This window comes from Nonomuraea sp. NPDC050540 (assembly GCF_044457485.1).
Taxonomy (GTDB): Bacteria; Actinomycetota; Actinomycetes; order Streptosporangiales; family Streptosporangiaceae; genus Nonomuraea.
In genome coordinates this window covers 595,526-608,708 of record NZ_JBITHA010000005.1, presented here as the reverse complement: position 1 = coordinate 608,708, position 13,183 = coordinate 595,526, and the positions used below count along the sequence as shown (strand labels likewise).

Genomic DNA, 13,183 nt, shown 5'->3' with positions numbered 1-13,183 from the left:
TTCTGACGTGCGGACCGGTGCCGAGTTCATGAGCGGGTTGCGCCGGCTCAAGGCGTGGTCGGGGCGGAGCTACCGGGAGATCCAGGCGCGGGCGCAGCGGGCCGGGCACGCGCTGCCGTACTCGACGGCGGCGGGGATGCTGAAGCGTGAGACGCTGCCGCGTGAGCAGGTGGTGGAGGCGTTCGCGCGCGGGTGCGGGCTCGGGGCCGAGCAGGCGTCGGCCTGGGTGGCCGCCCGCAAGCGGGTGGCCACCCAGGTGGCGCCCACACCGCAAGCGGAGGTGGCGCCCGTGCTTGTGGCGGAGCCGGTGCGGACACCGGAGGCGGAGCCGGTGCGGGCGCGGCCGTCGAGGCGGCGGCGGTGGGTCGCGGCCGTGCTCGTGGCCGCGGGGCTGGTCGGCGTCACCGCCACGGTGACCGCGGCGGTGACCACCACGGGGGCGGTCACGCCGGGGGCGGCGCAGCAGGAGGAGACGGATGTTCAGGAGATCGAGCCGTAGCTCGGCAGGTGGGAGAGGTCCGCGGTCATGCGGGCCGCGGCCGAGGTGAGTTCGGGCAGGACGCGCTCCACGAGGGTCTGGGCGGTGGCGCGGCTGGCGTGGGTGGCGACGTTGACGGCGGCGACCACGTTGCCGTCGCCGTCGTGCAGGGGCACCGCGATCGAGCGGACGCCGTCCTCCAGCTCCTGGTCGACCAGCGCGTAGCCGTCGCCGCCCGCCTGCCGTACCGCCTCGGCCAGCAGCGCGGGGTCGGTGACGGTGCGGCAGGTCAGGGGTTTGAGCTCCAGCGCGGCGAGGCGGGCGACGGGCTCGGCGGCCAGGAGCACGCGGCCCATCGAGGTGGCATGGGCGGGGAAGCGGGTGCCGAGCGTGATGTCCACGCTCATGATGCTGGCCGTCGGTACGCGGGCGACGTAGACGACGTCGTCCCCGGACAGCACGGCGACCGAGGCGGACTCGCGCACCCGTTCGGCGAGCGCCGCCAGGTGCGGCTGGACGACCTCGGCGAGGGTGAGCGCCGACAGGCGCGCGTACCCCAGCTCCAGGACGCGCGGCAGGGGCACGAAGCGGGCGCGCCGCGCGCTCACGTAGCCGAACCGCTCCATCGTCTGTACGGCCCGCCGCACGGTAGCCCGCGCCAGCCCCGTGACCTGGGCCGCCTCGGCCAGCGTGAGCCCGCCGGGCGCGGCGCCGAGGGCGACGAGCACGCCGAGCCCGCGGGCCAGCGACTGCAGGTAGGCGGCGCCCATCTCGTCCTTGGGCACGCGCGACAGGTCGGCGCCCGGCACGAGCCGGCGCGGTGGGTCGAGGCGTAGCGCGGCCTCCATGGCGGCGACGGCACGCCGCAGGTGGGGCAGGGCGTGTTCACGCAGGCCGTCGGCGGTGTGCCGGCTGGTGTGGCTGATGACGCTGACCGCGCAGACGGCCTCGCCGCCGGGTTCGTGGACGGGCATGGCGACGGCGACCAGGCCGGGCTCGACGAGCTGGTCGTCCACGGCCCAGGGCACGGCGGCCCCGAGCAGCACGAACCCGGCGGCGCACCGTTCGGCGGCCAGCACGTCGCCGACGCGCAGGGCGACGGTCATCGTGCGCCGCCGGGTGTAGCGGGCGACGAAGCGCACGCTGCCGCCGTCGGGCACGGCGAGGGAGACCGACTCGTCCAGCTCTTCCGCGAGGGCCTCGGCGTGCGGGCCGAGCGTGGCGGGCAGGCCGCTCGCGGCGAGGTAGGCGGCGCCCAGCTCCAGCAGCCGGGGCGCGAGCAGCACGTCGCGGCCGTCGGCCCGCAGGTGGCCGAGGGTGACCAGCGTGGCGAGCACGCGGTCGACCGTCGCGCGGGCCAGCCCGGTGGCTTGCACCAGGTCGGTGGCGCGCCAGCGGCGGTCCGGCACGGCGGTCACCACCCGCAGCACCGTCAGTCCGCGCTCCAGCGCTCCGCTCGGCTCCATGAGCCCTCCTTTGACAGCCCGGCGGGGCGGTCCCCATACTCGAAACCGGCTCATAGTGAACTTTAGTTCACTCTGCGAACGCTTGGAGCGACAATGGACAAGGTGGTCGGCTCCGCCGCGGAGGCGCTGAGCGGCGTGCACGACGGCGCCTCCTTCGCGGTCGGCGGCTTCGGCCTGAGCGGCATCCCGGCCGTGCTGATCGACGCCCTGCTGGACAGCGGCGTCACCGGCATCGGCGTGGTCTCCAACAACTGCGGCACCGACGGCGGCGGCCTCGGGCTCCTGCTGGCGGCCGGGCGCATCGCCCGCGTCACCGCCTCCTACATCGGGGAGAACAAGGAGTTCGGCCGGCGGTACCTGGCGGGTGAGGTCGAGGTGGAGCTGACCCCGCAGGGCAGCCTCGCCGAACGGCTGCGCGCCGGCGGCTGCGGCATCCCCGCCTTCTACACGCCCGCCGGGGTGGGCACACCGGTCGCGGAGTCCGGCCTGCCCCTGCGCCACCACCCCGACGGCTCGGTGGCGCTGACCGCGCCGCCCAAGGAGGTGCGGGAGTTCGACGGCGTGCCGTACGTGCTGGAACACGCGATCACCACCGACTTCGCGCTGGTACGGGCGGCGCGCGGCGACCGGCACGGGAACCTGTCCTTCCGCAAGGCGGCGCGCAACTTCAACCCGCTGGCCGCCATGGCGGGGCGGATCACGATCGCCGAGGTGGAGGAGCTGACCGACCTCGACCCCGACGAGGTGCACCTGCCGGGCGTCTTCGTGCAGCGCGTGCTGCCGCTGACCCCGGAGCAGGCCGCGGCCAAGGGCATCGAGTGGCGCACGGTGCGGGCATGAGCTGGAGCCGCGACGAGATGGCCGCCAGAGCGGCGGCGGAGTTGCGCGACGGCGACTACGTCAACCTCGGGATCGGGCTGCCCACCCGCATCCCGTCGTTCCTGCCGCGCGGGATCAGGGTCACGCTGCACTCGGAGAACGGCGTGCTCGGCGTCGGCCCGTACCCCGCGGCCGACGAGGTGGACCCCGACCTGATCAACGCGGGCAAGGAGACCGTCACCGTCGTGCCCGGCGCGGCCTTCTTCGACTCGGCGCTGTCGTTCGGCATGATCCGCGGCGGGCACATCGACGTGGCGGTGCTCGGCGCGATGCAGGTGTCCGCGGGCGGCGACCTGGCCAACTGGATGGTTCCCGGACGCCTGGTCAAGGGCATGGGTGGAGCCATGGACCTGGTGCACGGCGCGCGGCGGGTGCTCGTCGTCACCGAGCACACCGCCAAGGACGGCAGCCCCAAACTGGTGCGGGAGTGCACGCTGCCGCTCACCGGGCGGGCCTGCGTGCACCGGGTGATCACCGACCTCGGCGTCCTGGACGTCACCCCCGAAGGCTTCGCGCTGGTCGAGACCGCGCCCGGCGTGAGCGTGGACGAACTGCGCGGCCGTACAGGAGCAGTGATCGGATGAGAGCCGTCTACATCGCCGACGCCGTGCGGACCCCCATCGGCCGGTACGGCGGGGCGCTGGCCGAGACCCGTCCGGACGACCTGGCGGCGCACGTGGTCAGGGCGCTGGCCGAGCGCACCGGGCGCGAGCACGTGGACGAGGTGCTGCTCGGCAACGCCAACGGCGCCGGTGAGGACAACCGCAACGTGGCCCGCATGGCGGCGTTGCTGGCCCAGCTGCCGGTGAGCACGCCGGGCGCCACCGTCAACCGGCTGTGCGGTTCGGGGATGGAGGCGGTCATCCAGGCCTACCGCGCCATCGCGATGGGCGACGCCTCGGCGATCATCGCGGGCGGCGTGGAGTCGATGACCCGCGCGCCCTGGGTGCTGCCGAAGCCTTCGCGCGCCTTCCCTGCCGGGGGCGCGGAGCTCGTGTCGACCACGCTCGGGTGGCGGCTGGTCAACCCCAGGATGCCGGCCGAGCACACGGTGCCGCTGGGCGAGGGCGCGGAGCTGATCGCCGACCGGTACGGCATCGCCCGCGAGACCCAGGACACGTTCGCCCTGGAGAGCCACCAGAAAGCCGCAAAAGCCGATTTTTCCCAAGAAGTTGTGCCCGTGGGCGATTTTTCGGCGGATGAGGGCATCAGGCGGGACACCTCGCTGGAGGCCCTGGCCAAACTCAAACCCGCCTTCCGCGCCGGCGGCACGGTCACCGCGGGCAACTCCTCCCCCCTCAACGACGGCGCCGCGGCGCTCCTGCTGACCGACGAGGAAGGGCTCGGCGGCCGCGAGCCCCTCGCCCGGATCGTGGCCTCCGGCGTCAGCGCCCTCGAACCCGCCTTCTTCGGACTCGGCCCGGTCGAGGCGAGCCGCCGGGCCCTGGCCAAGGCCGGCAGGAGCTTCGGCGAGCTGGCCGTGGCCGAGCTGAACGAGGCCTTCGCCGCCCAGGTCCTCGGCTGCCTGGCCGAGCTGCCCGAGCTCGACCCCGCCATCGTCAACCCGCGCGGCGGCGCGATCGCCCTGGGCCACCCCCTGGGCATGTCCGGCGCCCGCCTGACCGGCGCCCTGGCCCACCAGCTCGCCGAAGCCGGGTCGGGCACGGGCCTCGCCTCCCTCTGCATCGGCGTCGGCCAGGGCCTGGCCGTCGTGCTCGAAAGGTGACCCGCATGCTGACGCAGGACGACATCGACCGCGAGATCGCCGAGTGGCCGGCGCCGCCCGAGCCCTCCGGCCACCCACGGCGCGACTACGCCCCCTACCGCAGCAGCGTGCTGCGCCACCCCAAGCAACCCCTGGTGCCGGTCAAGGACCCGGACGCCGCCGAGCTGCGCGGACCCGTCTTCGGCGTCACCGACGTGACCGCCCTGGACGCCGACCTGACCAGGCAGCACGCGGGCGAGCCGCTGGGCGAGCGCATCACCGTCGAGGGCCGGGTCACCGACCGGCAGGGCCGCCCGGTCCGCGGACAACTCGTGGAGATCTGGCAGGCCAACGCCTCCGGCCGCTACCCCCACCAGCGCGACGACCACCCGGCCCCGCACGACCCCCACTTCTCCGGCGTCGGCCGCTGCCTGACCGGCGAGGACGGCGCCTACAGGTTCACCACGATCAAGCCCGGCGCCTACCCCTGGCGCAACCACCGCAACGCCTGGCGACCGGCGCACATCCACTTCTCCGTCTTCGGCAGCGCCTTCACCCAGCGCCTGGTCACGCAGATGTACTTCCCCGGCGACCCGCTCTTCCCCTACGACCCGGTCCTGCGCTCGGTGACCGACGCCGCCGCCAGGCAACGGCTGGTCGCCGCCTACGACCACGCGCTGTCGCAGCCGGAGTGGTCGCTCGGCTACCGCTGGGACATCGTGCTCGACGGGCCCGCCGCCACCTGGACGGAGTCATGACCCTCCCGCCCACCCCCTCCCAGACCGTCGGTCCCTTCTACGGCTACGCCCTGCCCTTCCCCGGCGGCGGCGACCTGGCGAGCGGCGGGATCACCGTGCACGGCCAGGTGTTCGACGGCGCGGGCGCGCCGGTGCCCGACGCGCTGCTGGAGTTCTGGCAGGCCGACGCGGCCGGTTCGCTGCGGGGCGCGCCGGGCAGCCTGCGCCGCGACCCGGTCACCGGGGCGGTCATCGGGCGGCACGGCGCGGACTTCACCGGGTTCGGCCGCGTCTCGACCGACGCCGACGGGCACTGGCTGCTGCGGACCGTGGCGCCGGCCAACGGGTACATCAGCGTGTGCGTGTTCGCACGCGGGCTGCTGCATCACCTGTTCACGCGGATCTACCTGCGGCCCGGCGCGTTCCCCGACTCGATCGAGCGGGGCGGGACGCTGCTGGCCGTACCGGAGCGTGCGGGTGTGTACCGGTGGGACCTGTGGTTGCAGGGGGAGAAGGAGACGGTCTTCCTTGAGTTCGGCTGATCTGGGGCTGTTGTCGCCCATGCGGGGGGCGGGCGAGGCCACCGGCGACCCGGCGGTGCTGCGGGCGATGCTGGAGGCGGAGCTGGCGCTGGCCAGGATCCAGGCCCCGGCGGAGGCGGTCGCGGCGATCGAGCGGGCGTGCGCCGCGCTCGCCGCCACCACGGAGCCGGCCGAGCTGGCCGATCGGGCGCGGTCCGGCGGCAACCCGGTGATCCCGCTCGTCGAACGGCTGCGCGCGGCGGCCGGCGAGCACGCGCGGTGGGTGCACGCGGGCGCCACCAGCCAGGACATCCTCGACACCGCGCTCATGCTCGTCACCCGGCGGGCGCTCGGCCCGCTCCTCGCCGACCTCGACACCGTGATCGCCGGGCTGACCCGGCTGGCCCGCGAGCACCGCGACACCCCGATGGCCGCGCGCACGCTCACCCAGCAGGCTGTGCCCACCACCTTCGGGCTCAAGGCGGCCGGATGGCGCAAGCTCGCGATCGACGCGCGCCGCCGCGTGGCGGCGCTCGACCCGCCCGCCCAGCTCGGCGGTCCCGCCGGGACTCTCGATCCGGCGCTGAGCGCCGCGTTCGCCCGCGAGCTGGGGCTCGCCGCACCGCTCCTGCCCTGGCACGTCCTGCGCGCCCCGGTCGCCGACCTGGCGGGCGCGCTGGCGTTCACCTGCGGGGCGCTCGGCAAGCTCGCCGCGGACGTGCTGGTCCTGTCGCGCGGCGAGATCGGCGAGCTGTCGGAGGGGGTCGGCGGCGGCTCGTCGTCGATGCCGCACAAGCACAACCCCGTCCGCGCCGTCATGATCGCCGCCGCCGCGCGGCAGGTCCCCGCGCTGGCCTCCATCCTGTACGGCTCGCTCGCCGCCGAGGACGAACGGCCGCCAGGCGCCTGGCACGCGGAGTGGCAACCGCTGCGCGAGGCGCTGCGCCTGGCGGCCGGGGCCGCCCGTGACGCCGCCGAGCTGGTGTCCGGCCTGCGCGTGCATCCGGGCCGGATGCGCGCCAACCTGGCGGCCCCCGGCTCCACCGGCGCCGCCGCCGACCTGGTCACCCGAGCGCTGGAGGACACGCCATGAGGCACCGGATCGACGGCCCGGCCGACGGCGAGCCGCTTCTGCTGGGCCCGTCCGTGGGCACGACCGCGCGGCTGTGGGAAGCCCAGGTGCCCGAACTCGCCCGGCGCTTCCGGGTGGTCCGCTACGAGCTGCCCGCTCTCGGCTCCGTCGGCGAGCTGGCCGAGGCGGTGATCGGGCTGGCGGACACGCTGGGGATCGGCGCGTTCCACCACGCGGGCGTCTCCCTCGGCGGGGCGATCGGGGCGCAGCTCGCGCTGACGCGTCCGGGGCGGGTGCGTTCACTGGCGATGATCTGCTCGTCGGCCCGTTTCGGCGAGCCGGAGGGCTGGCACGAGCGGGCGCGGCTGGTGCGCGCGCGGGGCACCGCTCCGCTGCTCGACGCCGCGGCGCGGCGCTGGTTCGCGGCCGGGGCGGGCACCTCGCGGGCCAAAGAGCTGCTGGACGATCTGGCCGGGTTCGACCCCGAGACGTACGCCGCCTGCTGTGACGCGCTGGCCGCGTACGACCTGAGGGGGTCGCTCGCCGCGATCGCGGCGCCCACGCTGATCGTCGCCGGGCGCGAGGATCCGGCCACGCCGCCCGCCCACGCCCGGCTGCTGGCCGACGGCATCCCCGGGGCGAGCCTGGTGGAGATCTCCGGAGCCGCCCACCTGGCCACCGTGGACCGCCCCGCGCAGGTCACCGCCGCCCTGCTGGCCCATCTGCCACCGGCTGACGGCATGCGGGTACGGCGCGAAGTCCTGGGAGACGCGCACGTGGACCGGGCCGTCGCCCGCACCACCGCCTTCACCCGCGACTTCCAGGACTTCATCACCCGCTACGCCTGGGGCGAGATCTGGACCCGCCCCGGGCTCGACCGGCGTACCCGCAGCTGCGTCACGCTGACCGCGCTGGTCGCCGGAGGGCACCTGGAGGAACTGGCCATGCACGCGCGCGCCGCGCTCCGCAACGGCCTGTCCCCCGACGAGATCGGCGAGGTGCTGTTGCAGAGCGCTGTCTACTGCGGCGTCCCGGCGGCCAACGCGGCCTTCGCCGTGGTCCAGCGCGTGCTGGAGGAGCCTCCGTCAGGAGCGTGACGGAACCGGCGGCGTGTCCAGGTTCGGCAGCGTGAACGGGGCGGACTTGGCGGCGGGCTGATCGGTGCCGCACAGCCCGGTGAGCAGGTGCCGCGCGTGGGCGATCTCGCCCGGCTCGGCGGCCGGGTGCCAGGTGAGGTTGACGCCGGTCGAGGCCTGCCGCTGCAGGTTCTCGGTGGTGAAGGAGTTGGTCCCCATGCCGATCACGCCGCCGTCGTGGCCCCACGCCTTGCCGCCGCAGGGCAGGTTCAGCGAGAAGATGCCCAGGCCGTAGTCGGCCGCCGACGGCGCTCCCTCGCCCGGCAGGACCGGAACGGTCTGCTTCATCTGCGCCAGCGAGGCCTGACTGACCAGCTTGCCCCCGAGCAGCGCCCGGTAGAAGCGGTTGAGGTCGGACATCGTGGACACGATCGCCCCGGCGGTCGAGCCCCACGACATGTTGAACACGGTGTAGTCACGCGGCGGGTCGAAGTACCCGAACACCGACGTGTACGCCCTGGCGTGCGGGCGCGGCAGGTACGGCGTACGGGGGAAGGACGTGTTCACCAGCCCCGCCGGGCGGATCACGGACCGGGTGATGTGGTCCTCGGCCTCCTCGCCGGTGATCTTGGTGATCAGCAGCGCGAGGACGATGTAGTTCGTGTTGGAGTACACCCCGGGCAGCTGTCCGGGTTCGCCGGTCTTGCCCACGCCCACTCCGAGGGTGATCAGCTCCTGCTTGGAGTACTGGCGGACCCGCATGGCCTCCAGGTCCTCCGGAACGGTGATCAGCGCCTCGTCGTAGTCGCCGAGGTGGCTGGTGTGGTTGAGCAGCATCCGCACGGTGATGCGCGCATCGGGCAGCAGGCCGGGCAGGTACGTCTCCACCGGAGTGTCCAGCCCGATGCGGCCCCGCTCCACCAGGCGCATCACGGCGGTGGCGGTGAAGCTCTTGGTGATGCTGCCCACCCGGTGGCGCATGTCGGGCCGCATCCTCTGACCGGTCGTCACGTCGGCACGACCGGCGGCGCCCCGCCACTCCTGGCCCCGGTACCGCACGTCGGAGTAGATGCCGTAGACGCCGCCCTTGGGCACCTCCTCCAGCGTCTGCCGCAACGCCCGCCGGTCGAGCCCCGGGTCGGCGGCGGCCGGGGTGGCGGTGACGGTCGCGGTGGCCAGGATCGCCGACCCTGCCACGACTGCGGTCAACAACTTCCTCGCGAGCATGATGAGCCCTTTCACGGAGTGACGCGGAACATCTCCGACCCTCCCAGCTCGAAGATCGTCCCGCCTCCGGCCCGATGCCGAACCCCGCCTCCTTCCCGAGGCGGATCGACAGGCTCGCGAGGAGGAGGTAAGCGCGGCTACGAGCCCACCTGGTCCGGGGCCTCGACCCGGGTGACCGTGACGGCCGGGCCGCCGGGCCGTCCGGTCAGGAAGGCCACGGATTCCTGGTAGGCGGGGTCGAGCCAGTAGTCGGAGTGCCAGTACGCGATGGGCAGCCGTTCGCCGTGCTCGGGGCGGGCCGGGTCCCAGCAGTGGCGGTCGACGACATGGCTGCTTCCGGGACGGGTGACCGAGCCCATGAGCGGCCCGGTGTCCGACGCCGTCGTCGCCACCGTGGCCCACTCCGTGACGGGGCCTGTGATCGACCCCGGTCCTTTGGCGGTTTCTCCGGCTTCCTCGGGGTCCGCGGCCGCGTTCGGGATGCGGTGGAAGATGGGACCGCCGATCGGGTCGCTGCGGCGGTAAAGGTTGATCCACGGCACCTTCGCCACCTCCTTCAGGCAGTCGGGGCCGAAGTAGGCGGGGAAGAAGGCCGCGTACAGGCGGCGCAGCGGGGAGCCGTGCGTCAGCAGGCTGACGCGCTTCTTCATCTCCGGGTCGAGCTGCATGATCGCGGCGACCGCGATGACGCTGCCCTGGCTGTGGCCCGACAGCAGGACCCGGTCGGTCTCGCCGGGGGCGAGCGTGCGCAGGCGGCGCAGCAGGTCGGGGATGACCCTCTCGGTGTAGCAGGGCGGGGCGAGCGGGTGGATGGCCCGCGGCCAGAACGTGCAGATGTCCCACGAAATCCCGATCGTCCGGCGCAGCCCGTTGTCGCTGTACGCCCGCCGGCCCAGCAGAACCAGCCCGACCAGCAGTGCGGCCAGCGCCCAGCTGCCGAGGGTGGCCATGAGCCCGGCGACCCCGCCCACGGGGATGAGCAGCTCGCGCTGGTAGATGACGGTCACCACGGCGAACCCCACCAGCCCGAACCCGGACAGCACCCCCAAGACCAGCCCGGCCTTGTCGGTCAGCGAGGCCAGCGCCCACATGCGCGCCACCGTGGTCTGGTTCTCCGCCCCGTACGGCCCCGCCAGCTTGGGCGCCAGCGCCGCGGCCACCCGCAGCCGCACGCACACCAGGACGACGCCCACGACCAGCGCGCCCACCCCCACGACGGGCAGCAGCGAGGCGGTCCACCAGGTCTCGTCACCCAGGAAGAGGCGGCGGCCGGGACCGTCGGCGGAGATCCCGGAGTTCATGGAGTCGGGGACCCCGAAGAAGGAGGCGGTCCAGAACACGACCCCGAGCCCGAGCGCGTTCACGCAGGCGGTGGCGGCCATCAGCACGAACCAGCTCGCCATCCCGCCCACCGGCCGCCGCGCCTCCCGCTGCCGGTCCATCAGCACCAGGCCCAGAACGACGGCCAGCAGCACCAGCGCCACCCCCGACGTCAACGCGAAGTTCACCCGCCCCAGCACACCGGCCGGCAGCCGGTAGGCCGGCGCCCCGTTGGGCAACCCGTTCAGCGCCACCAGGAACGTGACCACGAAGGCCCCCAGCCCCGCCCACCGCACCGCGACGCACACCCCGTCGAGCCACGGCCGGCCGGAGTCCGACCGGGGGTTGACGCGGCGGGCCACGCCGGGCAGGAGCACCAGCAGCATCGCGGCGACCTGCACGCCCGCGTTGGCGAGCGTCAGGGCCAGCCCCACCCCGATCCCCGTGTACGGCAGCGCCACCACCAGCCCGATCGACCCGAGCGCGAACGCGAGATGGAGCGCCCGCAGCCGCCCCACCGGCCCTTCCCCGTGCCACAACCGTGGCTGGGCGAGAAGGGCGGAGGTGGACTCGGCCCCGTTGGACGGCATGGCCGTACCCTCGTCGCGCTTCCAGGTCCGCCGGCCGATCACCCACAGCAGCACCACGACGGCGAAGGGCACCAGCGCGGTGAGCGCGAGCCGGGGCGAGATCTCATTCGGCCACAGCGCGTTCAGCCACTGCACCCACGACGGCGCGTCCGCCAGGGTGCAGCTCCGGCGGGCGTTCGCGCACTGCCAGCCGACGAGGTCCACGGCGGCCCGGGTCACCGCCCCGACCAGCGCCCCGGTCAGCAGCAGCGCGTAGAGCCGCAGCCCGGCCTCGGCCACGTCGCGCAGCAGGGTCCCCCAGCGCGAGGGTGTGCGGCCCGGGGACCGGGGCGCGGGCCGGGGCAGCATGAAGTACGCCAGGTTGACCAGCGCGAACGGCAGCAGCAACAACCACAGCGCGATCGTCTTGCCGCCGGAGGTGAGGCCGCCCCACGCGTACGCCTCCCTGCGCCGGATCCCGGGCAGGTCGGCGTCCGGGCCGGTCGGCTGCCCGCCGGGCCACCACCGCCGGTAGAACCCGGCCTCGTCGTCACCGCAGACCTGCCGCGGGTGGGGGTGGTTGAGGATGTCGGCGGGCGGGGTGCCGGAGACCCCGTGCACGCGCAGTTCGGTCACCCCGGCCGTGGTGGTGTCGTGGAAACCATCCATACCAGGCACGGTCCGGCATATCCGGGTATGGCGCATGAGTAGGCCCTACTCATGCGCTCCGTCGACAGCCTCCCAAGCCGGGCAGACCACCGGCCCGCACACCCGGCAGCGCAACGGCCGGCCGGTCGTCGTGGACGGCGACGCCGGAACGGTTGGTCTCTAGCGGCGAGGGCGGTTCCTGCGGAATGATCGAACGCATGTCGACGGTGGTGTTCGCCTCAGGCACGAACTATCCGGTGTTCCGCATTCCCGCGATCGTCCGCGCGCAGGACGGGACACTGGTCGCGTTCGCCGAGGGACGGCAGGCGATCAGCGACACCGGCGACATCGACGTGGTGTGCCGCCGCTCCTCCGACGGCGGCCAGAGCTGGGGCCCGCTCCAGGTGGTCACCAGCCACGGGAACGACACCGCGGGAAACCCGGCCCCCGTGGTCCTGCCGTCGGGCCGCATCCTCCTGCTCACCTGCCGCAACGCGGGCGCGGCCACCGAGCACGAGATCATGCGCGGCACCGCCGCCCCCCGCCGCGTCTACCTGCAGCGCTCCGACGACGCCGGCGCGACGTGGAGCCCGCCGGCCGAGATCACCGCCGCCGTGAAGCAACCGGCCTGGCGCTGGTACGCCACCGGCCCCGGCCACGGCATCGTCACCACCTCCGGCCGGATCGTCATCGGCGCCAGCCACTCCCGCCCGCCCGCCGCCGGTGACACCGGATCGGAGCCCAAGCACTACGGCGGCCACTGCGTCTACTCCGACGACCAGGGCGCGAACTGGCGGATCGGCTTCACCTCCTCCAACCCCAACGGCTACGTCAACGAGAACGAGACCACCCTGGCCGAACTGCCCGACGGCCGCCTCTACTTCAACTGCCGCGACCGCGGCGGCACCGGCCCCGGCAACCGCGCCGACGCCTACAGCCGCGACGGCGGCCAGACCCTTGAGCTCTCCTACCGCGCCCAGGCCACGATCGTCACCGCCGACGTCCAGGCCAGCGTCCTGGCGCTGCCGGGCGGCCGGCTCCTGTACTCCGGCCCGTCCCACCTCACCGACCGGGCCGCGATGGGGCTGCGGGTCAGCGAGGACGCGGGTCAGACGTGGCGGTTCGTCCGGCACGTGTCCGGGGTGCCCGCCGCCTACTCCGACCTGGTGCACCTGGGCGACGCGGGGGTCGGGCTGCTGTACGAGACGGGAAACTGGTCACCGTACGACCGCATCACGTTCACCACTCTGCCGGGCATCTGACCGCTCCCCGCCGCATCACGGAGGGATCGCCTCGATCGCGTTCCGCAGGCGGCGCAGCGCGGGCCCGAGTTCGGCCTGCGGCGGCGTGCCCAGGGCCAGCCGCAGCGCGCGCGGACGATACGGGCCGGTGACGAAGGCATCGGCGGTGGATTCGGCTTCCCGCCGGCGGGCTCCTCACCGCGGCGCGCGACCTGGCCGCCCGGATCGTCCGCCACGCGCCGAC

At 74.1% G+C, this 13,183-nt stretch carries 12 protein-coding genes; 9 read left to right on the top strand and 3 right to left on the bottom strand.

What is annotated here, in order from left to right; genetic code table 11:
• The first annotated feature begins 7 nt into the window (after positions 1-7).
• On the top strand, positions 8-499 hold the full coding sequence (locus ACIBI5_RS20725) for a hypothetical protein (RefSeq protein WP_397248982.1): 492 nt from the start codon (positions 8-10) through the stop codon (positions 497-499).
• Here ACIBI5_RS20725 and ACIBI5_RS20720 read toward each other — a convergent pair.
• Entirely contained in the window at positions 481-1,944 is a 1,464-nt protein-coding gene (locus ACIBI5_RS20720) for an IclR family transcriptional regulator C-terminal domain-containing protein (RefSeq protein ID WP_397248980.1), read from the bottom strand. The two genes, ACIBI5_RS20725 and ACIBI5_RS20720, sit on opposite strands and share 19 nt — an antisense overlap.
• Before the next feature lie 93 nt (positions 1,945-2,037).
• Here ACIBI5_RS20720 and ACIBI5_RS20715 point away from each other — a divergent pair, with 93 nt between their 5' ends.
• Genes ACIBI5_RS20715 through pcaC form a run of 7 tightly spaced genes read left to right on the top strand, consistent with a single transcriptional unit; the run spans position 2,038 to position 7,955 of the window.
• Positions 2,038-2,784, top strand: a complete 747-nt coding sequence (locus tag ACIBI5_RS20715; RefSeq protein ID WP_397248977.1) for a CoA transferase subunit A — start codon at positions 2,038-2,040, stop codon at positions 2,782-2,784.
• Entirely contained in the window at positions 2,781-3,407 is a 627-nt protein-coding gene (locus ACIBI5_RS20710; RefSeq protein WP_397248975.1) for a CoA transferase subunit B, read from the top strand. The genes ACIBI5_RS20715 and ACIBI5_RS20710 overlap by 4 nt, the downstream gene beginning before the upstream one ends.
• The gene (locus tag ACIBI5_RS20705) at positions 3,404-4,549 is read left to right on the top strand and encodes a thiolase family protein (protein WP_397248973.1); all 1,146 of its coding nucleotides are present in this window, start codon (positions 3,404-3,406) and stop codon (positions 4,547-4,549) included. Before ACIBI5_RS20710 ends, ACIBI5_RS20705 begins: the two co-directional genes overlap by 4 nt.
• Before the next feature lie 5 nt (positions 4,550-4,554).
• Complete coding sequence (gene pcaH / locus ACIBI5_RS20700) at positions 4,555-5,286, top strand: protocatechuate 3,4-dioxygenase subunit beta (protein WP_397248971.1); 732 nt, start codon at positions 4,555-4,557, stop codon at positions 5,284-5,286.
• Positions 5,283-5,807, top strand: a complete 525-nt coding sequence (locus ACIBI5_RS20695; protein WP_397248969.1) for a protocatechuate 3,4-dioxygenase subunit alpha — start codon at positions 5,283-5,285, stop codon at positions 5,805-5,807. The genes pcaH and ACIBI5_RS20695 overlap by 4 nt, the downstream gene beginning before the upstream one ends.
• The gene (locus ACIBI5_RS20690) at positions 5,794-6,879 is read left to right on the top strand and encodes a lyase family protein (protein ID WP_397248967.1); all 1,086 of its coding nucleotides are present in this window, start codon (positions 5,794-5,796) and stop codon (positions 6,877-6,879) included. Before ACIBI5_RS20695 ends, ACIBI5_RS20690 begins: the two co-directional genes overlap by 14 nt.
• Positions 6,876-7,955: a 4-carboxymuconolactone decarboxylase gene (pcaC, locus tag ACIBI5_RS20685; protein ID WP_397248965.1), complete on the top strand. Its 1,080-nt coding sequence runs from the start codon at positions 6,876-6,878 to the stop codon at positions 7,953-7,955. The genes ACIBI5_RS20690 and pcaC overlap by 4 nt, the downstream gene beginning before the upstream one ends.
• Here the strand turns inward: pcaC and ACIBI5_RS20680 are convergent.
• Together ACIBI5_RS20680 and ACIBI5_RS20675 are read right to left on the bottom strand one after the other, a co-directional pair.
• A complete protein-coding gene (locus tag ACIBI5_RS20680) occupies positions 7,944-9,143 on the bottom strand; it encodes a serine hydrolase domain-containing protein (protein WP_397248963.1) in 1,200 nt (399 codons plus the stop codon). The genes pcaC and ACIBI5_RS20680 overlap by 12 nt on opposite strands.
• A gap of 155 nt (positions 9,144-9,298) precedes the next feature.
• The gene (locus tag ACIBI5_RS20675; RefSeq protein WP_397248961.1) at positions 9,299-11,719 is read right to left on the bottom strand and encodes a hypothetical protein; all 2,421 of its coding nucleotides are present in this window, start codon (positions 11,717-11,719) and stop codon (positions 9,299-9,301) included.
• 197 nt (positions 11,720-11,916) lie between these two features.
• Here ACIBI5_RS20675 and ACIBI5_RS20670 point away from each other — a divergent pair, with 197 nt between their 5' ends.
• Positions 11,917-12,960, top strand: a complete 1,044-nt coding sequence (locus ACIBI5_RS20670; protein ID WP_397248959.1) for an exo-alpha-sialidase — start codon at positions 11,917-11,919, stop codon at positions 12,958-12,960.
• The last annotated feature ends 223 nt before the right edge of the window (positions 12,961-13,183 follow it).

Bases quoted from the DNA above. Each gene is read 5' to 3' on its own strand.
- ACIBI5_RS20710 (WP_397248975.1), top strand. From the start codon at position 2,781: ATGAGCTGGAGCCGCGACGAGATGGCCGCCAGAGCGGCGGCGGAGTTG.
- ACIBI5_RS20720 (WP_397248980.1), bottom strand. From the start codon at position 1,944: ATGGAGCCGAGCGGAGCGCTGGAGCGCGGACTGACGGTGCTGCGGGTG.
- ACIBI5_RS20675 (WP_397248961.1), bottom strand. From the start codon at position 11,719: ATGGATGGTTTCCACGACACCACCACGGCCGGGGTGACCGAACTGCGC.
- pcaC (WP_397248965.1), top strand. From the start codon at position 6,876: ATGAGGCACCGGATCGACGGCCCGGCCGACGGCGAGCCGCTTCTGCTG.
- ACIBI5_RS20695 (WP_397248969.1), top strand. From the start codon at position 5,283: ATGACCCTCCCGCCCACCCCCTCCCAGACCGTCGGTCCCTTCTACGGC.
- ACIBI5_RS20670 (WP_397248959.1), top strand. From the start codon at position 11,917: ATGTCGACGGTGGTGTTCGCCTCAGGCACGAACTATCCGGTGTTCCGC.
- ACIBI5_RS20715 (WP_397248977.1), top strand. From the start codon at position 2,038: ATGGACAAGGTGGTCGGCTCCGCCGCGGAGGCGCTGAGCGGCGTGCAC.
- ACIBI5_RS20705 (WP_397248973.1), top strand. From the start codon at position 3,404: ATGAGAGCCGTCTACATCGCCGACGCCGTGCGGACCCCCATCGGCCGG.
- pcaH (WP_397248971.1), top strand. From the start codon at position 4,555: ATGCTGACGCAGGACGACATCGACCGCGAGATCGCCGAGTGGCCGGCG.